This window comes from Catenulispora sp. GP43 (assembly GCF_041260665.1).
Lineage (GTDB): Bacteria > Actinomycetota > Actinomycetes > Streptomycetales > Catenulisporaceae > Catenulispora.
The window spans coordinates 146,156-168,262 of record NZ_JBGCCT010000012.1; the positions used below are offsets into that span (position 1 = coordinate 146,156).

Here is a 22,107-nt window from a genome sequence, read left to right on the forward strand (position 1 = left end):
GCAATGGACCTGATCGGCATGAAGCACGCGATCGTGGTGGACCTCGGCTACGGGGACGCCGGCAAGGGCTCGACCGTGGACTGGCTCTGCTCCCCCGGACACACCGATTCCCGCACTGGTTCTCGCACCGATTTCGACACAGATTCCCGCACCGTTTCCCGCACCGAGACACGCATCCGCGCCGTCATCCGCTTCAACGGCGGCGCGCAGGCCGGCCACAACGTGGTCACCCCCGACGGCCGCCACCACACCTTCGCGCAGTTCGGCGCCGGCACCTTCCACGGCGTGCCGACCCACCTGTCCCGCTTCATGCTCGTCGAACCCTTCGCGCTGGCCGCCGAGGCCGCGCACCTGGCCGAACTCGGCATCCCCAATCCGTTCGCCCTGGTGTCGGCAGACTCCCGCGCGCTCATCACCACCCCCTACCACCGTGCCGCGAACCGTGTACGCGAATCCGCCCGGGACCGCACCCCCGGGTCGAACCGCCACGGCACCTGCGGCATGGGGATCGGCGAGACGGTCTCCTTCTCCCTGGCCGTCTCGCCTGATATGCCACCGCGCGTGGGGGACTGCCGGGACCGCGCCACGCTGGTCAGGAAGCTGACAGCGCTGCGCGGCCGCATAGCGGCCGATCTGGAGTTGTCCGGTTTGCACCTGCCCACGGACCTGCCGAGCCCGGAGTTCTGTGCGGACGTCTACCAGGCGTTCGCACAGCGGGTGCGGATCGTGGACGAGGAGTGCGGCGGATATCTCGCCGCACTCCTGGCATCCGGACCCTGCGTCTTCGAGGGCGCGCAGGGTGTGCTGCTGGACGAGTGGTACGGCTTCCACCCGCACACGACCTGGTCGACGACCACCTTCGCCAACGCGGAGGCGTTGCTGAAGGAGTCGGACCAGGGAGCGGACAGCGCTGTGCGCCTCGGCGTGGTCCGCACCTACAGCACCCGGCACGGCGCCGGACCGCTCGTCTCGGAGGACGCGGGCCTGACCCCGATGCTGCCGGAGCCGCACAACGAGACCGGAACGTGGCAGGGGGTGTTCCGGATCGGTCACTTCGACGCGGTGGCCCATCGCTACGCGCTCGACGTGTGCGGCGGCGCCGACGCGTTGGTGGTCACGCACGCGGACGTCCGGGCGGCCGGCCGGCGCCTGTGCCGGGCCTACCAGGCCTCGGCCGACGTGCCGGCGATGGAGAAGCTGCCGCGGAGCCTGCTGCCGGACCTGGACTATCAGCGGCTGCTCACCAAGACCGTGTCGTCGTGCACGCCGGTGTACGACGACGGCCCGCGGGACGAGCGGGACTGGCCGGACGTCATCGGGGAGGCGTTGGGGACGCCGGTCGGCGTGGTCTCCTCGGGCCCGACGTGGCGGGACAAGGCCGCGCGCCTGCCCTGCGCGAAGTAGTGCGCGAAACAGTGCGCGCGCAGGACCGGGCCGCCCTGGTCGGCGCCGCCGAACGCCAGTGAATCAGAACATTGACGTCCTTCGGCCGGTCACTACGATGAACCGAGGCTGAACAGGGCCGACTCGGCACCATCCCACCTCTGTCAGGAGGCTCGTATGCGTGCAAGAAGGATCGTCACGACGGGGATCGCCGTGACGGTGGCTGCCGGCTTCACGGCTTTCGCTCCGACGGGCGCGATGGCGAACACCGCCGCCCCGCCGTCCTGTGAGCAGGCCGGGCAGACCACGCAAAAGAACGTCTCGTACTACAACTGCGAGTACTACGTTCCAGGTAACCCGTACCTCACCTGGAGCGGGGCGCCCATCATCCGCGGCCAGGGGACCGGTGAGCTGTGGGGCACCTGCGTCGACGGCTCGCTGCCCTACTACATCACCGTCAGCTGGACCGACTCCACAGGGACGACCTACTCCGGCACCACCACGCTGACCTGTGTGGGCGGCGGCAAAGTCTAGCCGTGGCGGCCGGTGCTGCCCCGTTCAGCGACGGGGCAGCTCTCAGGCCGCTCAGGTCCCGAAGCGCCCGAGGAAGTCGCCGCCGAGCACATGCGCGTGGACGTGGAACACCGTCTGCCCGGCGTGCGCGTCGGTGTTGAACACGGTCCGGTAGCCGTCCGCCGCGATCCCCTCCGCCTTCGCCACCTCGCGCGCCTCGACCAGCAGCGCGGCGGCGAGCTCGGGCGCCTCGGCGGCGAGTTCGGCCGCGTTGGCGTAGTGGGCGCGCGGCACGATGAGGTCGTGGACCGGGGCCTGCGGGTTTATGTCCTTGAAGGCGACGGTGAGCTCCGTCTGGCGGACCACGGTCGCCGGGATCTCGCCGGCCACGATCTTGCAGAAGAGACAGTCGGGTTGCGGTTGGCCGTCGGCCATCGTGTCCTCCTGGGGCGCCCGTCGGGCGGTACGTAATGGTCTGCTGATCGGGAGGTTTTCCGGCGATAGGCTACGGCACCATGCGCCTCCTCGAGGGTTTCACCCCGGCCGCCGCCGCGATCGGCACCACGCCCGACGTCCCGGACCTGGGCGACGACGCCCGGGCCGCCGTCAAGGGCTTCGCATCGGCCACCGCCGTGGCCCCCGGAGAGTCTGTCGACTTCCACATCTCCGTGGCCGAGCCGCAGGAGATCACCGTCGAGATCTACCGGGTCGGCGCCTACGGGGACCATCGCACGGCCTTGCTCGGCAGCAGCGAGCAGGTGGCCGTGGTGCCGCAGCCCGAGCCGGTGACGGATCCGGACACCGGGATGATCACCTGCCTGTGGGAGCCGGCGTGGCGGCTGAACGTGCCGGCCGACTGGAAGTCCGGGGCCTACCTCGCGGTCCTGCGGGCCGGGCAGGGCGCCAACTACGTGCCCTTCGCCGTGCGCGATCCGCGCCGCCGCGCGAACTGGCTGGTGGTCGTGCCCTTCGCCTGCTACCAGGCCTACAACATGTACCCGTTCGACAACGCGCGCGGGAAGAACCTCTACTACGGCTTCGCCGAGAACGGCGAGCAGGCCAGCAAGCTGCGCGCGTCCTCGGTCTCCTTCCGGCGGCCCTACGAGCTGACCGGGATGCCCCGGGAGGCCGAGCGGGTCCACGACTTCGTCGTCTGGGCCGAGCGTCAGGGCTATGACATGGAGTACGCCACCAGCGAGGACCTGGACCAGGGGCGCGTCGACCCGCTGAACTACAAGGGCCTCATCTTCCCCGGCCACGACGAATACTGGTCGGCGGGCATGCGCAAGTCCCTGGTGAAGGCCCAGGACTCGGGCGTGTCGACGGTGTTCCTGCAGGCGAACAACGTCTATTGGCACATCCGCTACGAGGGCACCACGATCACCTGTTTCAAGTCCCGCCAGGACCCGGTCAAGACCAAGCGCCCCGGGCAGACGGTGATGTGGCGCGACCTGCGGCTGCCCGAGCAGGAACTGCTGGGCGCCCAGTACGTCAGCCTGGTCAAGGGCGACGCCCCGCTGGTCGTCACGAACGCCGACCACTGGTTCTGGCAGGCGGCCGGCGTGAGCGACGGCGACACCTTCCCCGGCCTGGTCGGCGGCGAGGCGGACGCCGTCCACGAGAAGTATCAGAAGGCTGACGGCACCGAGTTCACCGTCCTGGCCCGCTCGCCCTACACCGACGGCGCCGACGGCACCCGCGAACAGCAGACCGTGCTGCACCGCAAGCCCAGCGGCGCGTGGGTCTTCGACGCCGGGACCTTCTTCTGGCCGATGGCGCTGGGCCGCGAAGGCTTCGCCGACCCGCGCATCGAGGCCGCGACCGCCGCGCTGCTGGCCCGCATCGCCGCCGGCGACGGCCTGGCCTCCCGCTCGGCCCGCCGCCGCGCCGCCCTGACCGCGGCCGTGAAGCGCGAGGCCAGCCCCTCGGCGGTGTCCGCGAAGGCCAAGCCGGTGGTGAAGCGGGTGGGCCGCAAGGTGAAGCACACCCTGAAGCGCCCGTAGCGCCCGTAGCCGGAGCGGTAGGTGCCGGGGCGGTACATTCGGGCGCCATGACGACGAAGCCGACCAGGAACGTACGCCTGGACCCGATGACAGCCGACGAATACCCGGCCTGGGAAGCGGTGATGGTGAGCGGCTTCGCGGCGGCCCAGGTCCGCGAAGGACACTGGGCCGCCGCGACCGCGCGGCAGCAGGCGCTGGACGTGACCCGGGGACTGCTTCCGGCGGGCGTCGAGAGCCACGCGAACCACCTGTGGACCGCCCGCGACGCCCAGACCGAGCGCGAGATCGGCGCGCTGTGGATCGCCATGCGCGAGCTCGGCCCAGCGCTGGAGGCCTTCATATACGACATCCACGTCAGTCCCGACGCGCAGGGCGAGGGCTACGGCCGGGCCATCATGCAGGCCGGGGCGGCCGCGGCGCGGGCCCTGGGCGCCGAGACCGTCGCGCTGAACGTGCACGGTGCGAATGACCGGGCCTACCAGCTCTACAAGAGCCTCGGCTACACGGTGACCAACCGGCACATGCGGTTGGGCTTGTGAATCAGGCTGCGGATAAGCCCTTCATCAGGCTGCGGGTCAGGCGCCCCAGCCGTAGGCGTCGCCGGTCTTGATCTCCTCCCAGAACGCCGCCTCGGGCTGTCCGGTGACCTGCGCGGCCTCCATGATCGGCGCGATCTGGGCCTGCTGCTCGGCGAAGAACGCCTCGAAGCTCTGCCGGTCCGGCCACTCGTCGAGTGCCAGGATGCCGTTTCCGTCGGCGGAGCCGTAGAACCGGTGCGCGATGAGGCCGTGGCGCTTCGCCGCCTCGACGATGCTCTGCAGCTTCTCCGCGTTGTCCTTCGCGTACTGCTCCATCGCCTGCGGGTTCCCGGGGAACCTCAGCGTCAAGAACACGGACATGGTGGCTTCCTCTCGCCGCGTGCCCACGGTCGCCGGGGCACGGCTGAGTGTGTGATCCCCTCCAGTCGAGCAGCCGAACGATCCGGTCGTGCCGTCCACTGCGCCATCCGGACGAGCCGCACGCCTTGCGCTCCTACTGTGCTGACTGTATATATTGCACAAGTACAGATGAAGCCGTCCGGCAGGACAGGAAGGGTGCCATGCGAGTCGTGTTGTCGAACAGCTCCCAGGTGCCGCTCTATGAGCAGATCAAGGAACAGATCGGGGCGGCGATCCTCGGCGGCGACCTCGCGGAGGGCGCCGCCCTGCCGTCGGTCCGGGCGCTGGCGCGCGACCTGCGGATCAGCGTCATCACGACCACCCGCGCCTACACCGAACTGGCCGCCGAGGGGTTCATCGCCACGGTGCCCGGCAAGGGCGCCTTCGTCCAGCCGCTGGACCGCGGACTGGTCCGCGAGCAGCGGGTCCGGCAGGTCGAGGCCGGGCTCCAGGCCGCGCTCGACGCCGCCCGCCCGGCCGGGCTGGGCCGCGACGACCTCGTCGAGATCCTCGACACGCTGATCCGGGCCGAGCAGCAGGAACCCGCTTCCTGACACCGCCGGCCGATCGACACGACACAGGTACGACACAGGGAGGGGGGTCCCTCGGTGGAACCAGAGTTCGCGTTCGCCTTCCGCGGGGTGCAGACCACGGTGGGCCGATTCCGGCTGCGAGACATCAGCTTCTCGCTTCCGCAGGGCTATGTCATGGGCTTCGTCGGGGCCAACGGCGCCGGCAAGACCACGTCGATCCGGTGCCTGCTGGGGATGCAGCGGATCGAGCGGGGCCGGATCGAGGTGCTCGGGCACCGGGTCCCGGCCCCGGTCGCGCTCCGGCAGGAGGTCGGGGTGGTGCTCGACCACACCTATCTCGTGGGGGAATGGCGGCTGAGCGAGGTGGAGCGCGCGGTCGGGCCCTTCTACGACCGCTGGGACACCACGCGCTACCACGACCTGCTCGACGGGTTCGGCCTGGACCCCCGGGCCCGGGTCAAAGACCTGTCGCGCGGCATGGCCGTGAAGCTCATGATCGCGATCGCGCTCTCCCACCGCGCCCGGCTGCTGGTCTTCGACGAGCCGACCAGCGGCCTGGACCCGGTGGCCCGGGACGAGCTGTCCCAGATCCTCGGCGACTTCCTCACCGACGAACGGCACAGCATCCTGTTCTCCACGCACATCACCTCCGACCTGGAGCGCATCGGCGACTACCTGACGCTCATCCACGAAGGCCGGATCGTCGCCACCGGGACCAAGGACGAGATCGTGGACGGCTACCGCATCGTGCGCGGCGGCCCGGACGACCTCGCGGACGTCGTCGGCATCCCGCTCATCGGCGTGCGGCGCACCGGCGTCGGCGTCCAGGCGCTGGTCGCCACCGAGGACGCCGCCCTGCTCGGCGACCGGGTCGTGGTCGATCCGCCCAGCCTGGAGGAGATCGCCGTCCACATCGGATCGCGGGAGAACACCCGCGTCCCCGCCGAGGAGTACTCATGACAGCCGTGGCCCGCGTCGCGCTGCTTGACCTGCGCACCATCGCGCCCTACCGCCGCCAAGTCGTCCTCACGCCGCTGCTGGTGATGGCGATCATGGTCAACCACCCGGAGGTCATCGTGCCGGGGCTGGTCCTGCTGTGCGCCTCGACCACCGCCGGCTACCCGTTCATGGTCTCCGACCGTGCGGACCTGGAGACCCTCTACGCCGTCCTGCCCCTGACCCGCCGCTCGCTACTGCTCGGCCACTACCTGTGGGCGACGGCGGTCTTCGCCGTCACCGCCGGGCTCGGCACACCCGTGGCGCTGCTCCTGGCCCGGCAGCAGCACCACGCGTTCAGCGGGCACACCGTCGCGACCGTCGTGACGCTGTCCTGGGCGGCGTTCGCGCTGACCGTCTCGATCCAGTTCCCGCTGTTCGTCAGGTTCGGTTTCACGAAGTCCGGCCTGATGGCCACGACCCTGCCGATCAGCATCGTCGCGGTCGCCGCCACCCGCCTGCATCTGCGCTACACGCCGGACGCGACGGGTTTCGCGCTGTTCGCGGCCGGCGGCGCGGCGCTGCTCGCGGCCTCCATGGTCGCCACGACCGCGGTGGATCCGCGGCGGACCGGCCGCTCGGCCATCGACTAGCGATCAGCCCCAGGATCAGTCCCAGCGCCCCGACTTCGCCAGCACCACCGTCGCCGCGGCGGTCCCGGCCGTCGAGGTCCGCAGCACGGTCGGGCCCATCTTGCAGGACTGCGCGCCGACCGCCTCGAAGGCCGCCAGCTCCCGGCTCGAGATGGACCCCTCCGGGCCGATCACCAGGACCACCGAGCCGCCGCGGGCCACCTCCAGGCCGGCCAGCGGCGTCCGGGCGTCCTCGTGCAGCACCAGGGCCTGGTCCGCGCCCGCGAGCAGTTCGGCGACCTCGGCGGTCGAGTGGAGCGCCGCCACTTCCGGCCACCAGGCGCGGCGGGACTGCTTCGCAGCCTCGCGCGCGGTCGCCCGCCACTTGTTCAGCGCCTTCTCGCCGCGCTCGCCCTTCCACTGCACGATCGACCGGCTGGCCGCCCACGGCACCACGGCGTCGACGCCGATCTCGGTCATCGTCTCCACGGCGGTCTCGCCGCGGTCGCCCTTGGGCAGCGCCTGGACCACGGTGATCCGGGGTTCCGGGGCCGGGGTGCGCACCACGTCCCGGACGTCGAGCTCCAGCCAGTCCTTGTGCGCCACCGCCACCACGCACTCGGCGACCACGCCCCGGCCGCCGGCCAGGTCCACCCGCTCTCCGGCCGTCAGCCGGCGCACGAGGGCCGCGTGGCGCCCCTCGGGGCCGTCCAGGCGGACGCGGGCACCGCGCCCGGTCGTCTCAGCGTCCTGCCAGAAGAAGACCGGTGCGGTGCTCACGTGGTTTCCTTGTGTCCTTTTTGTTCTTCGTGCCCGCTTCGTACCGTCCAGCGTGCGGCAGTCAACGAGCGTTGAAGGCGTCCCGCAGGCGGGAGAACAGCTTCTGCTGCCCGGGGGCGAACTCACCCGAAGGGCGCTCCTCGCCGCGCAGCTTGGCCAGCCGGCGCAGCAGTTCCTCCTGCTCCGGGTCCAGCTTGGTCGGGGTCTTCACCTCGACGTGCACGATCAGGTCGCCGCGACCGGTGCCGCGCAGGTGCTGGATGCCGCGGCCGCGCAGCGTGATCGCGTGGCCGGACTGGGTGCCGGGGCGCACGTCGATCTCGGCGGGGCCGTCCAGGGTCTCCAGCGGCAGCTTGGTGCCCAGCGAGGCCGCGGTCATCGGCAGCGTCACCGTGCAGTGCAGGTCGTCCCCGCGCCGCTGGAAGATCGGGTGCGGCAGCTCGACGATCTCGATGAACAGGTCGCCGGCCGGACCGCCGCCGGGACCGACCTCGCCCTCGCCGGCGAGCTGGATCCGGGTGCCGTTGTCGACGCCCGGCGGGATCTTCACGGTCAGCTTGCGCCGGGTGCGCACCCGGCCCTCGCCGCTGCACTCCGGGCACGGCGAGGGGACCACGGTGCCGAAGCCCTGGCACTGCGGGCACGGCCGGGAGGTCATGACCTGGCCCAGGAACGAGCGGGTGACCTGGGAGACCTCGCCGCGCCCGTTGCACATGTCGCAGGTGACCGGGTGGGTGCCCGGGGCCGAGCCCTCGCCGGAGCAGGCGACGCAGATCACCGCGGTGTCCACGCTGATCTCGCGGGCCGAGCCGAAGGCCGCGTCGGCCAGCTCGATCTCGATCCGGATCAGCGCGTCGTTGCCCTTGCGGACCCGCGAGCGCGGGCCGCGCGAGGTCTGGCCGCCGAAGAAGGCGTCCATGATGTCCGTGAAGCCGAAGCCGGCGAAGCCGCCCGCGCCGGCGCCGGCACTCCGCGGGTCCCCGCCGAGGTCGTACATCTGGCGCTTCTGCGGGTCCGACAGGACCTCGTAGGCCATGCCTATCTCTTTGAACCGCTCCTGCGTGCCCGGATCCGGGTTGACGTCCGGATGCAGTTCTCGGGCCAGGCGCCGGTACGCCTTCTTGATCTCGTCCTGCGTGGCGTCACGCCGCACACCCAGCACGCTGTAGTAATCCGTCGACACCGACATGCCCTCGCTAGACTCCGCCCAGAAAAAACTGCTCGATTACACGCTACGTGGCGCCAAGAGTTTAGGTCTCAGCCAGTATGCGCCCCACATAAGCGGCTACGGCGGTGACCGCGCCCATCGTGCCGGGGTAATCCATCCGTGTGGGCCCCAGGACACCCAGGTGGGCCACCACGTCCTTCTCGCCCCGTCCGTACCCGGTACTCACCACCGACGTGCCGACCAGACCCTCGTGCGCGTTCTCGTGGCCGATCCGCACGGTGAGTCCGGACTGTGCCTCTCCGAACAAGCGCAGCAGCACTACTTGTTCCTCCAAGGCCTCCAGAACCGGGTAAACCGTGTCGGGGAAATCATGGCGGAAGCGCGCCAGGTTCGCGGTACCGGCCATCACGATGCGCTCCTCGCGCTGCTCGACGACCGCTTCCAGCAGCGTCGCGATCACCACCCCGACCCAGTTGCGGTCCTCGGGGCCGAACCGCTCGGCGAAGTCGGCCAGCAGCGTCGGCACGTCGTTCAGACGCCGCGAGCCGACCTCGGCGTTCAGCCGGGCCCGCACGTCCGCCACGGTGGCCTCCGGCACCGGGGCGCCGCAGTCCACGATCCGCTGCTCGACCCGGCCGGTGTCGGTGATCAGCACCAGCATGATCCGGGTCGGGGTCAGCGGGACCAGCTCCACGTGCCGCACCGCCGAACGGCTCAGCGAGGGGTACTGGACCACCGCGACCTGCTGCGTTATCTGGGCCAGCAGCCGGACGGTGCGCGCCACCACGTCGTCGAGGTCGACCGCGCCGTCCAGGAAGGAGTGGATGGCCCGCTTCTCGGCCCCGGACAGCGGCTTGACCTGCGAGAGCCGGTCCACGAACAGCCGGTAGCCCTTGTCGGTGGGGACCCGGCCGGCGCTGGTGTGCGGCTGGTGGATGTAGCCCTCGTCCTCCAGCGCGGCCATCTCGTTGCGTATCGTCGCCGGCGACACGCCGATGTTGTGCCGCTCGACCAGGGCCTTGGAACCCACCGGCTCCCTGGTGGCGACGTAGTCCTGCACGATGGCGCGGAGCACGTCGAGCTTGCGCTCGTCGAGCCTGCTCTCGGTCGTCACACCCGCCTCCGCATCTTCTCGGCCCGGCCGGCCCCGTCCCCTGGCACTCACCGAGGTGGAGTGCCAAGGCATTCCTTTCAGTGTAACGGCGTGTAGCCGGGAATGGTCCTTCCCCCCGTGCGCTTTCGACTGCGGCCCAGGTCGAACGCGCCGGTCAGAACGCACGGCGCGCGCCCCGGCCTCCGTTGACCCTCCGTTGATGTGCCCAGCGCTGGCAAGATCAAGCCATGAGTGCCTGGATCGAGACCGCAGACCGCGTCTTCACCCGCCGCTTCCAGCCCGTGAACGTCACCGTGACCGCCGTGCTCGGCGGCGACGGCGTCCTGGTCGCCGACACCCGGTGCAGCGTCCAGGAGGGGCACGAGCTGCGCGAGGAGTTGGCGAAGCTCACACCGCTGCCGGTGCGCTGGGTCGTCAACACGCACACGCACTTCGACCACATGTGGGGCAACGCGGCCTTCGACGTGCCGCACCAGGTGCCGCCGGCGGACTTCTGGGGCCAGGAGAACATGCCGGACTTCGACCGCGCCGACCCGGAGTTCGCGACGTTCAGCGAATACCTGCTGCGCGAGGGCGGCCCGGAGTGGCAGGCGAAGCTGGACGAGCTGGTGGTCCGCAAGCCCGACCGCCTCGTCGCCGCCGAGCACGCGCTCGACCTCGGCGGCCGGATCGCCGAACTGCGCCACATCGGCCGCGGCCACACCGACAACGACCTGGTGGTCTGGCTGCCGGACGCGGCGGTCGCGATCAGCGGCGACCTCATCGAGCAGTCCGGCCCGGTGGCCTACGGCAGCGACTCCTTCCCGCTGGACTGGCCGGCCACGCTCGCCGCGCTGGACGGGCTCACCGGGCAGGCCGCCACCTACATCCCGGGCCACGGCGACCCCTCGGACCACGGATTCCTTCAGGGCCAACGGGAATTCGTCACCGTGGTGGCCGAACAGATCAGGGCCCTGCACGCCGACGGCGTCCCGGTCGAGCGCGCGGAGCAGGCCGGCGGCTGGCCGATCGAGGACGCCGCGCACTTCGCCCAGGCGGTCAGGCGCGGCTACGCGCAGCTGACCGGCGAACTCCCGTAATCTGGCGGGCGTGCCAGAGCCCGACATCCGCAGCAAGCAGTACTCCGGCGACCTTGCCCATGCCCGGCGCCGGCCGGTCTCCGCCGAGGTGGAAGCGGTCCGAGAACTCGTCGTCGAGGACGTCGAGACCGGCTTCTGCGGCGCGGTGATCCGGGTCGAGAAGACCCCCGGCGGCCCCACGGTCACACTGGAGGACCGGCTCGGCAAGCACCGGGTGTTCCCGCTGGGCCCCGGATTCTGGATCGACGGCCGCCCGGTCACCCTGGTGGCTCCGAAGGCGTCCCAGGGCCCTGCGACACCCCAACGGACCGCCTCGGGTTCCATCGCGGTTCCCGGTGCGCGGGCCCGGGTGGCGCGGGCCGGCCGCATCTACGTCGAGGGCCGGCACGACGCCGAGCTCGTCGAGAAGGTCTGGGGCGACGACCTCCGGGTGGAGGGCGTGGTCGTGGAGTACCTGGAAGGGGTCGACGACCTGGCGGCGATCGTCGACGCCTTCCGCCCCGGCCCCGACGCGCGCCTGGGCGTCCTGGTGGACCACCTGGTGCCGGGCACCAAGGAGGCGCGCATCGTGGAGTCGGCCATGCGGTCCCCGTACGCCGAGCACCTGCTGGTGGTCGGCCACCCCTACATCGACGTCTGGGAGGCCGTGAAGCCCGCCGCGGTGGGTATCCAGGCCTGGCCTCGGGTCCCGCACGGCCGGCCGTGGAAGGAAGGGGTCTGCGAAGCCCTGGGCTGGCCGGTGGACACTCCGGCGGCCTGGAAGCGGATCCTGCGCTCGGTGCGCGACTTCCGGGACCTGGAACCGCAGCTGCTGGGCCGGGTCGAGGAACTGATCGACTTCGTGACAGGTCTCTGATTCGCCTGGGCTGTGATCCGCTTTACCTCTGATCCGCCTCCGCCGGCGCGCCGGATCTCAGTGCGGCGCGGCGTAGGTCCCGGCGACCCAGCCCTCTTCGTAGACGCTGTCGTTCGCGCAGTGAGTCCGGCCGGTAAAGGGCAGGACGTCGCCCGGCGGCGTGACCCGCACGGCGGAGATCGCCACGCAGACGCCGTCGCCGTCACTGCCGTACCCGATGACCATCGTGGCCGAGTCGCCCGATTCCAGGGTGTACGGCTTCAGCTGCGGATCGGAGCTGAAGCCGACCGGCAGCGGTTGGCGGTGCGCGTCGAGGTACGTCAGCTCGGGCTGCGCCGGCAGCGTACAGGTGGTGCCGTGGTTGTTGGTGACGACGAGATCGCTGAACGTGGTCCCGGATGCCGCGCCGTGCAGCGGTACCAGCTTCTCGGCCAGTCCGCCGCACTGTGCCGGGTCCGCGGCTCCGGCCGCGGTCGACACCATGTCGCCGCCGCTACCGCCGCCTGGACCGCTACCGCCCACGATCTTGCCGCCGGAGTCACAGCCGGCCATCGTCAGTACGCTGACCGCGGCCACCGCCGCGACCGCCGTCAACGCCCCCGCGGACTGAGAGAACCGATGCATGAGTTCCTCCTGCCGAAGAAATCCCCCTTTGCATCGTGACGTGTGATCTCGGGGCCGCGTTGCCTGAATCAGGCCTCGGATTCTCCCCCGGCGCCGTCCTCGGGGATCCCGAGCCGCTTGCGCGCCCACTGCTTCAGCGGCGGCGCGAGCTCGGCGACGTCCAGCAGCAGCGCCGCCTCGGCTCGGTCCCGGTGGAAGATGCGCGAGCCGTCGGCGACGGTGAAGCCGTGCGCCGGCCGGGACAGCACCTCGACCCGGTCCCCGGCGCCGACGTCGCCCTCGGCGACCACCCGCAGGTAGGCCCCGGGCCGCAGCGCGCGCTCGAAGCGGCGGGTCATGCTCTGGTCGCCGGCCCGCACCCCGAGCTTCCAGCACGGGATCCGCGGCTGCGCGACCTCCAGCTCCACGCCGCCGATCCGCCAGCGCTCGCCGACCACCGCGTGGCTGACGTCGTAGCCGCGGACGGTGAGGTTCTCGCCGACGAATCCGTCCTCGATCTCGCGGCCGAGTTCGGCGGCCCAGAAGTCCAGATCCTCGCGGGCGTAGGCGTACACCGCCTTGTGCACGCCCGCGTGGTTCACCTGATCGGCCTGGCGGTCGCCGTCGACGTGATGGTCGACGATCTTCACCCGCCCGGACACCGGGTCCTTGAAGATCGCGGTCTGCCGGACCTCGCCGTTCAGCTCGACATCGCGGGGCAGCCCCACGTTGACACTGATCAGCAGGCCGCCGTCCGCTTCGGGGCGCGCAGTGGTCATGGCGCCCATCCTCTCAGTCCACGAGATCCCGGACAACCGCGTCTGCCAGCAGTCTTCCCTTGAGCGTAAGGACCGCAAACCCCTCGGCCAGTGACCGCGGATCGAGCAGTCCGGCCGCCGCGGCGCCGATCGCGGCCAGCCGGCCGGCCTGATTGAGGATGCTGATGTCACAGCCGGAATCCAGCCGCAGTTCCAACAGGATCCGCTCGACCCGGCGGTCCTCGGCCGTCAGCACCTCGCGGGCGTGCGCCGGGGACTGCCCGGCGGCGATGCGCTGCGAATAGGCGCTGGGATGCTTGACGTTCCACCAGCGGGTGCCGCCGACGTGGCTGTGCGCGCCGGGGCCGACGCCCCACCAGTTGGCGCCGGTCCAGTAGAGCAGGTTGTGCTGCGAGCGGCCCCGCGGCGAGGCGGCCCAGTTGGAGACCTCGTACCAGGAGTAGCCGGCGGCGGTCAGCTTCTCCTCGGCGATCAGGTAGCGGTCGGCGTGGACGTCGTCGTCGATCATCGGCAGCTCGCCGCGCTTCACCCGGGCCGCCAGGCGGGTGCCGTCCTCGACGATCAGCGAGTACGCGGAGACGTGGTCGGGGGCCGCGCCGATCGCGGCGTCCAGGGAGGCGCGCCAGTCGTCGTCGCTCTCGCCGGGCGTGCCGTAGATCAGGTCGAGGTTGACGTGCTCGAACCCGGCCTCGCGCGCCTCGCGCACACACGCCTCGGGCCGTCCCGGGGTGTGCCGGCGGTCCAGGATCCGCAGCACGTGCTCGCGCGCGCTCTGCATCCCGAAGGAGATCCGGGTGAACCCGCCGGCCCGCAGTTCGGCCAGGTACGCCGGGTTCACCGACTCGGGGTTGGCCTCGGTGGTGACCTCGGCGTCCGGCGCCAGCCCGAACTCGTCGCGGACCGCGCCGAGCAGCGCGACCAGGTCCGCTGCCGGGAGCATGGTCGGCGTGCCGCCGCCGAAGAACACCGTCCGCACCGGCAGGTCCGCGCCGCCGAGCACCTTGCGCGCCAACCGGATCTCCTCGATCGCGGTGGCGGCGTAGGTGGCCTGGGAAGCGCCGCCACCGAGCTCGGAGGCGGTGTAGGTGTTGAAGTCGCAGTAGCCGCACCGGGTCGCGCAGTACGGGACGTGGATGTAGAACCCGAGCGGGGTGCCGGACAGGTCGGGCTCGGCGAGGGCCTGCGGCGGCAGCGATCCGTCTGCGGGGACGGGTTCACCGTCGGGAAGGACACCAGGCATGCCTTTATTGTCCCTTACGGATCACCGCGCCCCGACCCACTGCGCCGTCATGCCCTGCACCGCGGACCCGTCGACGTCGGCCAGCTTGGTCCCGACGAACCCGCGGGCCCACTCGGAGGTCTGGGCCCGGAACGGCGGGTCCTCGGACTCCAGCACCTCCAGGACCGTCGCGGCGGCCTCAGCGGCGCTCTGCGCGTTGCCGAAGGACTGGCGCGCGCGGTCGATGTAGCTCTGCAGCGCCGGACCGTAGGGACCGGCGCCGGCCACCAGCGCCGGCACGTCCAGCCGCTGGCTGGCGACGAACTCGCTGGCCACCGCGCCGGGCTCGACCACCGTCACCCGCACCCCGACCGTCGCCGCGACCGGGGCCAGCGCCTCCATGAAGCCCTCGACGGCGAACTTCGCCGCGCAGTACGCCTCGTTGAACGGCTGCCCGACCACGCCGCCGACGCTGGTGACCGTGACCAGCCGCCCCTTCGACGCCCGCAGGTGCGGCATCGCCGCCTGGGTGACCTCCACCACGCCGAAGTAGTTGACCTCCATGGCCGCCCGGACCGGGTCCATCCCGGCGACCTCGATCGTCCCGACCACGCCGGCCCCGGCGTTGTTGACCACCGCGTCGAGCCCGTCATGCGCGGCCGTCACACGCGCCACAGCGGACTGGATGCCGGCCGGGTCGGTGACGTCGAGGCGCTCGACGTGGATCCGTCCCGCGGCCCCGACCGCGCCGGCCTCGGCCAGCAGGTGGCCGGCCTTGCCCGGGTCGCGCATGGTGGCCACGACCTCCCAGCCGGCGCGCGCGGCGGCCACGGCCGCGGCCAGCCCGATGCCCGAGGAGGTGCCCGTGATCAGAACGGTCTTCGAGGCGGTCATGCGGACTCCACATCTGAGGCGTTGTCGGCATCATCGCACCGGACGGCGGAGCTGTCCGCAAGCAGAGAGCGCCCGCTTGATCTACCGGGGCGGGTCCATCGGCTCGATCTGCTCCGGCTCGATCGGCTCCGGCTCCGTCGGCTCCAGCAACTCCAGCGACTCCGTCAGTCCGGTCCGAGCGACCGCCCCGCCCTCAGCCTCAGCCTCAGCCTCAGACCGCCGACACCGCCGCAGACACCGCCGCCTGCCCAGCCGCCGCCTCCATCGCCACCGCGGCCTCCTTCGCGGCCAGCAGCGCCGGCGGCCGGATCCGCACCGCCAGCGGCATCGCGCACCCGGCGGCCGCGAACACCGCCCCGATCACGAACCATCCGGCGGGCGCCCAGTCCACGCACGCCAGCGCGTAGATCCCCGGCGCCAGCGACATGGCGGCCCCGGTCACCATCGACAGCAGCCCCTGGTACTGGCCCTGAGCGTGCTCGGCGGCCAGCTCGTACCCGAGCTCGAACACCCCGGCCTGCTGCACGATCTCGCCGAGGGAGTGCACCGCGGCGGCGACCAGCAGCAGCACCACCGCCGCCCACGCCGGCACCCACCCGATCGACCCGAACAGCGCCGCGGCCCCGGCGAAGACCCATCCGGACCGGACCGTGGCCTTCACGCCCTTGGCGACCGTGTCCACGCCCCGGCTCATCCGCACCTGCAGCGTCGCCACCAGCACCGTGTTGATCACCAGCACCGCGCCGACGGTCCAGCGCGGAGCGTGCCCCAGCTTGGCGATCCACAGCGGCGCGGCGAACAGCAGCACCTCGAACTGCATGCTCATCAAGCCGATCAGCCCGGCGCAGGCAAGGAACCGCCGGTCCCCCAACGCGAGCCACCGGTTGGCCCCCGGCGGCACCGGCAGCGGATCCATCCGCGGCACCCGCAACGCGATCAGCGCGGACACGACGAACGACACGGCGTTGAAACCGATCAGCCCGACGTACCAGGCGTGCGTGTCGAAGACCAGACCGAGTCCGCCGGCCACCCCGCCCAAGGCGATCCCGACGTTGGTCACCGAACGCAGATACGCCCGGAACACCGCCTTGTCCTCGCCCCCGAACCGCGCGATCATCGCCCCGCGCGCGGCCCGGTTGCTGGAGGCGACCAGGTTCTCGACGACTGCCACCCCGAGAAACTGCCAGAAGCTGTGCACCATGGTGAACGCCAGCATCACCACCCCGGCCAGCAGTCCGAGCACCACGCTCACCTCACGCGGCCCGCGCCGGTCCGCGAGGTGTCCGACCGGGACCCCGGCGACAAGCCCGACCAGCCCGGCGACGGTGAAGCCCAGGCCCACCTGCGAGGCCGGCAGGCCGACCGACCGCGTGAAGTACATGACCATGACGGTCATGTACATGCCGTTGCCGATCGTGTTGACGAACGTGGCGACGGCCATGGTCCGTTGAACCCGGTCCTGTGGCAGCAAACTCAAAACACCCTCCCCAGCGGCGATCTCCCCAACGCCTTGACAGCCCGACCCTATCGTCATGCCCCACACCCCGGAAAGACCATTACAGGCGCTGCACGATAGACTGTCGTCACATCACCAAGCCTCCCGGTTCCCCGGGAGGCTTTTTCTGTTCCCTGATGTCCCTTTGTGGGAGGTTTCCGTGTCTGAACTGCTGATTCGCCGCGCCGACCCCGCCGATCCCGTCGACCGTGCGGCGCTGGAACGCATGTGGCTGATGTTCCGCCACGACATGTCGGAGTTCGCCGAGCAGCTGCCCAATCCGGACGGCTCGTTCCGGAGCGAGTGGCTGATGTCGGCTTTGGAGGACGAGAACTGGGCCGCGTACCTGGCGCTCGTCGGAGACCGCCCCGCGGGGTTCGCCTTCGTACGCGCCTTGGAGCAGCCGGCTCGTGTGCTGAACAGCTTCTTCATCGCGCGCGGCGCTCGACGCAACGGGTACGGGACGCGGTTCGTCAAGCAGGTGCTCGCCGCGCATCCGGGGCCGTGGGAGATCGCATTCCAGGAGCGGAACGTGGAAGGCGCGCAGTTCTGGCGGCGCGTGGCCTCGGAGGTCGCCGGCGACGCGTGGCGTGAGGAGGTACGGCCGCCGATGACCGGCGGGACGGCGTCGAACGTGTGGGTCGTTATTCCGTAGAGCCGCGCGGAATCGGTCCCTACAGTGGCGGAATGCGAGTCCACTATCCCCGCACCCCTCATCTGCCCTGGTCGCCCGGCGCCACCGCAGACGACGTGCGTACCCGGGATCTGTCAGGGCTCGCAGGCCGCCGCGTCATCGTCACCGAGAAGATGGACGGGGAGAACACCACCCTCTATGCCGACGGACTGCACGCGCGTTCCTTGGACTCCGCGCATCATCCGTCGCGCGCATGGGTGAAGGCGCTGCACGGCCGTATCGCCGCGCGGATCCCCGAAGGATGGCGGATTTCCGGTGAGAACCTGTTCGCTAAGCATTCGATCCCTTATGAGGACCTGGACGGGTACTTCTATGGGTTCTCTGTATGGGACGGCGACCAGTGTCTGGACTGGATATCCACAGTGGCGTTCCTTCAGGGACTGGGGATTCCGACGCCGCGTGTGCTGTGGGCCGGCGACTTCGACGAGAAGCTGATCCAGCAGCAGCTGAAGCTGGATCTGAACCACCAAGAGGGCTACGTAGTGCGTCCCGCGGAGGGATTCGCTTATACGGAGTTCGCGGAGCGTGTCGCCAAGTGGGTCCGACCGTCTCATGTGCAGACCGACACACACTGGATGCACGCCGAAGTGGTGCCCAACAAGCTCGGGGCCAAGGCTCCGTTCTGGGCCGCGCGCAGCGGAGTCGATGTCGGTGCTGAGGAACTGGCTACCGCGCTTTCTCTAGAGCCGCCCAAGCACGACGACGTCGTGGCCGATGCCTACTCGCGTCTCGACGCCTCCGGCTGCCACGGCAACGCGCGGTTGGTCGGCTCCGTCGCCGCGCTTCTGCATCACCGACCGCGCGCCGCGCTCATGGCAGATCTCGCGGCGTCGCTGGAGATGCCGACGGTGCGGCGCATCGCGGACGTAGTCGGACTCGCTCGCCGTGTGCAGACGCCTATCGATGACGAGTATCGGCGTGCGGGGCTCACGCGTATGGCGTTCGGCACGGACCTGGCCACGCTTCATGCCGTTGCCGCCGCTACCGCCCCGGACACTGCTGCTGCGGAGAACGTCGCATGGTCGGTCTTGTTCTCCGACGATCTCGCGGTGCTTCCCGCGACGCTTCGTCTGGCCTGCCGCGAGGCCTTCGCCGAGCTTCCCCCGCGAGCCGCCGACCGCTGCTGGGGCGAAGCACGTCACCTGCTCGCCGAGGGGCGCATCGCCTCGGCCGAGGAGGCCACGGCGGCGACGTGGCGCTGGCGGGACGGAGCGTTCCCGAAGCTGCTGCACATGGTCGGCGTGTCCGGGAGCGGCAAGAGCTCGACGGCGAAGACCCTCGCGGGCCGCGCCGGCACGGAGCTCATCAGCCTCGACGACCTGCGCACGGCGCGGGGATCGCGGGCGGATCAGTCGGCGAACCAGGAAGTGCTCAGCGAAGGCCTGCGGCTGCTCGACGACGCTTTGGCGCGGGGAGGCGACGTGGTCTGGGACGCGACGTCGCTGACCCGGCAGCAGCGGGGCTTGGTCGATGCGGTCGCGCGGCGCCGCAATGCGCTGATCGAGCATCAGGTGCATCTCGCTCCGGCATCGGTGCTGGAGGAGCGGAACGCGGAGCGTGCGCATCCTGTGCCCGGGAAGGTGCTGGCTGCCCAGCTGCGCCGTTTCGACCCGCCGTATCCCGGCGAGGCGCACCGCGCGGTCTACGCCGACACGGTCGGGGACGATGCGGCGTACGACGTTCTCGCGTACTCCGTCTGGGAGGGCTGAGCGGCGATGCGTACCAGTCAGGAGATCTACCACCGGGTGCGATGGGACGCGCGGTTCGACGCGTCGCGATTCGTGATGGGGCTGGAGCAGCGCGGGCGCGAGCCGAAGCGGGTACCGCTGCCCTCGTTCGATCCGCAGGGGGACATCCCGTGGCACCGGGTGCTGTTCTTCGAGGCTGACGGCCGGCTGGTGTGGGACCGGGCTTCGGGAGTGGACGCGTTGGACGCCTCCGGGGCGGGGCTGGCGCAGCGGACGCGGCTGCTGGCGGCCCCGTTCTTCGAGCCGCGGACGCCGCACGCTTTCGTGGACGGTCGCTGGCAACCGGCCGGCACTCTTTCATCCGCCGCCACGGCCGACACTGAACTGCGTGTCCTGACGTGGAACACGTTGTGGGACCGCTACGACGGAGCCCTGATCCGTACGGCCGAACGCCGTCCCATGCTGCTCGCGGCTTTGCGCGACGCGGAGGTGGACGTGATCGCGCTGCAAGAGGTCGAGCCGGCGCTGGTGAAGATGCTGCTGGCGCAGGACTGGGTCCGCGCGGAGTGGACGCTCGGCGGCGATCCGCGCTCGGCGGATGTCGCGGACAGCGGGCTGCTGGTGCTCAGCCGGCTGCCGGTGGTCGAGGCCGGGTGGCATGCGCTGGCTCGGTACAAGGCGGTCACGGCGGTGGTCGTGGAGACGGTCGCCGGCCCGGTCGTCGTCGCGAACACGCATCTGAGCAGCGATCACTCCACCGACGGCGCCGGGCTGCGCGGTGAGCAGCTCGGGCAGCTGGCCGACGGGCTGCGGGACATCGACTCGGTACCCGTGGTTCTCGTCGGCGATTTCAACGACGACAGCGAGGCACCGGCCGCCCGCCTCGGCATGACCGATGCGTGGACGCGGGTGCATGGCGTGGCGGACGAGACCGCGACATTCGATCCGGTGGGGAATCCGCTGGCCGCGGTCTCGTCGCTGACCGGGCAGGCGAAGCGGTTGGACAGGGTGCTGCTGCTCGGCGCCGCGGCTTCGGACGCGCGGCTGATCGGCGAGACGCCGAACGCCGAGGGGCTGTTCGTGTCCGACCACTATGGGATCACCGCGGTTGTCACTCCTGTTGCCTCGACGACGACCACACCCACCGCCACCGCCATCGCCATCGCCACCACCTCACCAGCGATCGACGCGACGCCGACCGCACGAACCGCCGTCGCCTGGATCCCGCCGAACGCGACGTGGGACTCGATCCAGGAGGTCCGGCAGCGGCTCGACCCCCAGGTTCTGCGCTGGCCCCCGCATGTCAATCTGCTGTTCGGTTTCATCGCCGAGTCGGAGTTCGACGCCGCGATCCCCTTGCTGAGCAAGGCCGCGGCGACCGTCGCCGCGTTCGAGACCGAGCTCGCCGAAGTCCGGCACTTCACTCATCGCGGCGACAGCACCCTGTGGCTGCATCCCACCGGGGATGCGTGGCAGAAACTGTATGCGGCGTTGCTCGAAGCGTTCCCCGCCTGCCGCGGTCGCGAGACGTTCACGCCGCACCTGACGATCGGCAAGGTCGCGGATCCGAGCCGGACGCCGGTGAAGATCGCGCCGATCGCCACCGAGGTCGGGGAACTGGCGGTGCTCTCGCGCCGTGCGGACGGGCCGATGAAGGTGCGCGCGGTCATCGAGCTGGGCAGCGGGGCGGTTCGCTGGACGGACGCCGAGGCCGGCGATCCAACTCTCCTGCGGGCTTCCGACCTCGACCGGCCCGCCGCGACCCTGACCAGCCGCATCACCGAGGCCCTGCCCGAAGCGGTCGTCCTCCTGGCCGGTTCCCGCCGCACCGGCACACACCTCGCCGGCGCGGACGTCGACCTGGTCGCGGCCGTCCCCGGCACGCCGGACGTGGACGTGCTCGAACGGCGCGTGGCCGAGGCACTCGGCGAGGGGCACCGGGTGCGCCAGCTGGTCGCCGCCCGCGTGCCCGGCCTGCGCATCGTCACCGCCCGCCTCAGCGCGGACCTGGTCCTGGCCCCGACCGGCGACATCCCGCCCGCCGAAGCGGTGGCACGGCGCACCGAACTCGGCGAGACCATCGCCGGCTCCCTGTCCGCGGTCTCCGACGCCGAGGCGCTCCTCGCCCTCCGTCCGGGCCCGCACGTCCGGCAGGTCAAGGCCTGGGCGCACGCCCGCGGCCTCGACGCCGCCCCGCTCGGCGGCCTCCCCGGCTTCGCCTGGGCGCTGATGGCGGCACGCTGCCGCGACCTCACCGACTTCTTCGAGACCTGGGCCGCCCACACCTGGCACCTCCCGATCCCGACCCCCACCGCACCGATCCGCGACCTGACCCTGCACCTCACCCCGTCGATGCGCGACCTGATCACCGAAGAGCTCTACGAAGCCTGGGAGACGGCCACGGCGAACCCCGATCCGCTCCCCGCCCTGCTGACGCCGCCCCCGATGCACCGCCGACACCGCCGCTGGGCCGTGGTCACCCTGACCGCGGACGGCATCGAGGCACGCGACGTCCTCGAAGGACGCGTCCGAGGCCGCCTGCGCAGCCTGCTGTCAGCCCTCGACGAGGCCGGCATCACCGGCACCCACACCTGGCCCCGCCCCTTCCACGCCACCCCCGCGGAGCTGCGCACCGCCATCGGCCTGGGCCGCACACCGCCGACGCGCGAGGAGCTCGGCGCGATCGCCAAGCCGTGGCTGCGGGGGCTGGGCGGGGTGACGGTGGAGCTGGCCGCGAACGGGGATGTGCCGACGCTGGGGTAGAAGGCGCCCCTGCGGCCAGCGTTCAACAAACCACTAC

General features: G+C 71.1%; 22 protein-coding genes. 12 read left to right on the plus strand and 10 right to left on the minus strand.

Translation table 11 applies throughout. The features are described from left to right. Nucleotides 1-3 precede the first annotated feature (3 nt). Together ABH926_RS24700 and ABH926_RS24705 are read left to right on the plus strand one after the other, a co-directional pair. Nucleotides 4-1,404, plus strand: a complete 1,401-nt coding sequence (locus ABH926_RS24700) for an adenylosuccinate synthetase (protein ID WP_370368113.1) — start codon at nucleotides 4-6, stop codon at nucleotides 1,402-1,404. Between the two features lie 156 nt (nucleotides 1,405-1,560). Continuing rightward, nucleotides 1,561-1,917, plus strand: a complete 357-nt coding sequence (locus ABH926_RS24705) for a hypothetical protein (RefSeq protein WP_370368114.1) — start codon at nucleotides 1,561-1,563, stop codon at nucleotides 1,915-1,917. Nucleotides 1,918-1,968: 51 nt separating this feature from the next. On the opposite strand, the gene ABH926_RS24710 is transcribed toward ABH926_RS24705, so the two are convergent. Beyond that, nucleotides 1,969-2,331: a histidine triad nucleotide-binding protein gene (locus ABH926_RS24710; RefSeq protein ID WP_370368115.1), complete on the minus strand. Its 363-nt coding sequence runs from the start codon at nucleotides 2,329-2,331 to the stop codon at nucleotides 1,969-1,971. Between the two features lie 80 nt (nucleotides 2,332-2,411). Between ABH926_RS24710 and ABH926_RS24715 the strand changes: the two genes are divergently transcribed. Both ABH926_RS24715 and ABH926_RS24720 read left to right on the plus strand, forming a co-directional pair. Then, complete coding sequence (locus ABH926_RS24715; protein WP_370368116.1) at nucleotides 2,412-3,899, plus strand: N,N-dimethylformamidase beta subunit family domain-containing protein; 1,488 nt, start codon at nucleotides 2,412-2,414, stop codon at nucleotides 3,897-3,899. A gap of 47 nt (nucleotides 3,900-3,946) precedes the next feature. Continuing rightward, entirely contained in the window at nucleotides 3,947-4,438 is a 492-nt protein-coding gene (locus tag ABH926_RS24720; protein ID WP_370368117.1) for a GNAT family N-acetyltransferase, read from the plus strand. A 36-nt stretch (nucleotides 4,439-4,474) separates the two neighbouring features. Here the strand turns inward: ABH926_RS24720 and ABH926_RS24725 are convergent, their stop codons facing one another. After that, the gene (locus ABH926_RS24725) at nucleotides 4,475-4,798 is read right to left on the minus strand and encodes a hypothetical protein (RefSeq protein WP_370368118.1); all 324 of its coding nucleotides are present in this window, start codon (nucleotides 4,796-4,798) and stop codon (nucleotides 4,475-4,477) included. Between the two features lie 200 nt (nucleotides 4,799-4,998). Here ABH926_RS24725 and ABH926_RS24730 point away from each other — a divergent pair, with 200 nt between their 5' ends. From ABH926_RS24730 to ABH926_RS24740, 3 genes are read left to right on the plus strand one after another with little or no spacing between them, the layout of a single operon-like run. Continuing rightward, nucleotides 4,999-5,391 (plus strand): GntR family transcriptional regulator, encoded by a 393-nt coding sequence (locus ABH926_RS24730; protein ID WP_370368119.1) that lies wholly within the window; start codon nucleotides 4,999-5,001, stop codon nucleotides 5,389-5,391. A 54-nt stretch (nucleotides 5,392-5,445) separates the two neighbouring features. Further along, on the plus strand, nucleotides 5,446-6,330 hold the full coding sequence (locus ABH926_RS24735; protein ID WP_370368120.1) for an ABC transporter ATP-binding protein: 885 nt from the start codon (nucleotides 5,446-5,448) through the stop codon (nucleotides 6,328-6,330). Next, nucleotides 6,327-6,959, plus strand: a complete 633-nt coding sequence (locus ABH926_RS24740) for an ABC-2 transporter permease (protein WP_370368121.1) — start codon at nucleotides 6,327-6,329, stop codon at nucleotides 6,957-6,959. The genes ABH926_RS24735 and ABH926_RS24740 overlap by 4 nt, the downstream gene beginning before the upstream one ends. Nucleotides 6,960-6,974: 15 nt before the next feature. On the opposite strand, the gene ABH926_RS24745 is transcribed toward ABH926_RS24740, so the two are convergent. The 3 genes from ABH926_RS24745 to hrcA form a co-directional block, all read right to left on the minus strand. Beyond that, nucleotides 6,975-7,718, minus strand: a complete 744-nt coding sequence (locus ABH926_RS24745) for a 16S rRNA (uracil(1498)-N(3))-methyltransferase (RefSeq protein ID WP_370368122.1) — start codon at nucleotides 7,716-7,718, stop codon at nucleotides 6,975-6,977. Nucleotides 7,719-7,779: 61 nt separating this feature from the next. Next, nucleotides 7,780-8,901 (minus strand): molecular chaperone DnaJ, encoded by a 1,122-nt coding sequence (gene dnaJ, locus ABH926_RS24750; RefSeq protein WP_370368238.1) that lies wholly within the window; start codon nucleotides 8,899-8,901, stop codon nucleotides 7,780-7,782. Nucleotides 8,902-8,968: 67 nt separating this feature from the next. Further along, nucleotides 8,969-10,000 (minus strand): heat-inducible transcriptional repressor HrcA, encoded by a 1,032-nt coding sequence (hrcA, locus tag ABH926_RS24755; protein ID WP_370368123.1) that lies wholly within the window; start codon nucleotides 9,998-10,000, stop codon nucleotides 8,969-8,971. A 227-nt stretch (nucleotides 10,001-10,227) separates the two neighbouring features. On the opposite strand from hrcA, the gene ABH926_RS24760 reads away from it, so the two are divergent. Both ABH926_RS24760 and ABH926_RS24765 read left to right on the plus strand, forming a co-directional pair. Continuing rightward, the gene (locus ABH926_RS24760) at nucleotides 10,228-11,079 is read left to right on the plus strand and encodes an MBL fold metallo-hydrolase (RefSeq protein WP_370368124.1); all 852 of its coding nucleotides are present in this window, start codon (nucleotides 10,228-10,230) and stop codon (nucleotides 11,077-11,079) included. Nucleotides 11,080-11,104: 25 nt separating this feature from the next. Beyond that, the gene (locus ABH926_RS24765; protein WP_370368239.1) at nucleotides 11,105-11,935 is read left to right on the plus strand and encodes a DUF3097 domain-containing protein; all 831 of its coding nucleotides are present in this window, start codon (nucleotides 11,105-11,107) and stop codon (nucleotides 11,933-11,935) included. A 57-nt stretch (nucleotides 11,936-11,992) separates the two neighbouring features. Here ABH926_RS24765 and ABH926_RS24770 read toward each other — a convergent pair whose 3' ends face one another. The 5 genes from ABH926_RS24770 to ABH926_RS24790 form a co-directional block, all read right to left on the minus strand. Next, the gene (locus ABH926_RS24770) at nucleotides 11,993-12,559 is read right to left on the minus strand and encodes a DUF4232 domain-containing protein (protein WP_370368125.1); all 567 of its coding nucleotides are present in this window, start codon (nucleotides 12,557-12,559) and stop codon (nucleotides 11,993-11,995) included. Nucleotides 12,560-12,627: 68 nt separating this feature from the next. Further along, complete coding sequence (locus ABH926_RS24775; protein ID WP_370368126.1) at nucleotides 12,628-13,317, minus strand: MOSC domain-containing protein; 690 nt, start codon at nucleotides 13,315-13,317, stop codon at nucleotides 12,628-12,630. Between the two features lie 13 nt (nucleotides 13,318-13,330). Beyond that, entirely contained in the window at nucleotides 13,331-14,557 is a 1,227-nt protein-coding gene (gene hemW, locus ABH926_RS24780) for a radical SAM family heme chaperone HemW (RefSeq protein WP_370368127.1), read from the minus strand. Nucleotides 14,558-14,578: 21 nt separating this feature from the next. Next, complete coding sequence (locus ABH926_RS24785) at nucleotides 14,579-15,430, minus strand: SDR family NAD(P)-dependent oxidoreductase (protein ID WP_370368128.1); 852 nt, start codon at nucleotides 15,428-15,430, stop codon at nucleotides 14,579-14,581. 211 nt (nucleotides 15,431-15,641) lie between these two features. Continuing rightward, the gene (locus tag ABH926_RS24790) at nucleotides 15,642-16,907 is read right to left on the minus strand and encodes an MFS transporter (RefSeq protein WP_370368129.1); all 1,266 of its coding nucleotides are present in this window, start codon (nucleotides 16,905-16,907) and stop codon (nucleotides 15,642-15,644) included. Nucleotides 16,908-17,085: 178 nt separating this feature from the next. Here ABH926_RS24790 and ABH926_RS24795 point away from each other — a divergent pair, with 178 nt between their 5' ends. From ABH926_RS24795 to ABH926_RS24805, 3 genes are read left to right on the plus strand one after another with little or no spacing between them, the layout of a single operon-like run. After that, the gene (locus ABH926_RS24795; protein ID WP_370368130.1) at nucleotides 17,086-17,580 is read left to right on the plus strand and encodes a GNAT family N-acetyltransferase; all 495 of its coding nucleotides are present in this window, start codon (nucleotides 17,086-17,088) and stop codon (nucleotides 17,578-17,580) included. A gap of 32 nt (nucleotides 17,581-17,612) precedes the next feature. Then, nucleotides 17,613-19,328, plus strand: coding sequence for an RNA ligase family protein (locus ABH926_RS24800; RefSeq protein ID WP_370368240.1), 1,716 nt, complete (start codon nucleotides 17,613-17,615; stop codon nucleotides 19,326-19,328). Between the two features lie 6 nt (nucleotides 19,329-19,334). Further along, nucleotides 19,335-22,070 (plus strand): RNA repair domain-containing protein, encoded by a 2,736-nt coding sequence (locus tag ABH926_RS24805; protein WP_370368131.1) that lies wholly within the window; start codon nucleotides 19,335-19,337, stop codon nucleotides 22,068-22,070. Nucleotides 22,071-22,107: the final 37 nt, after the last annotated feature.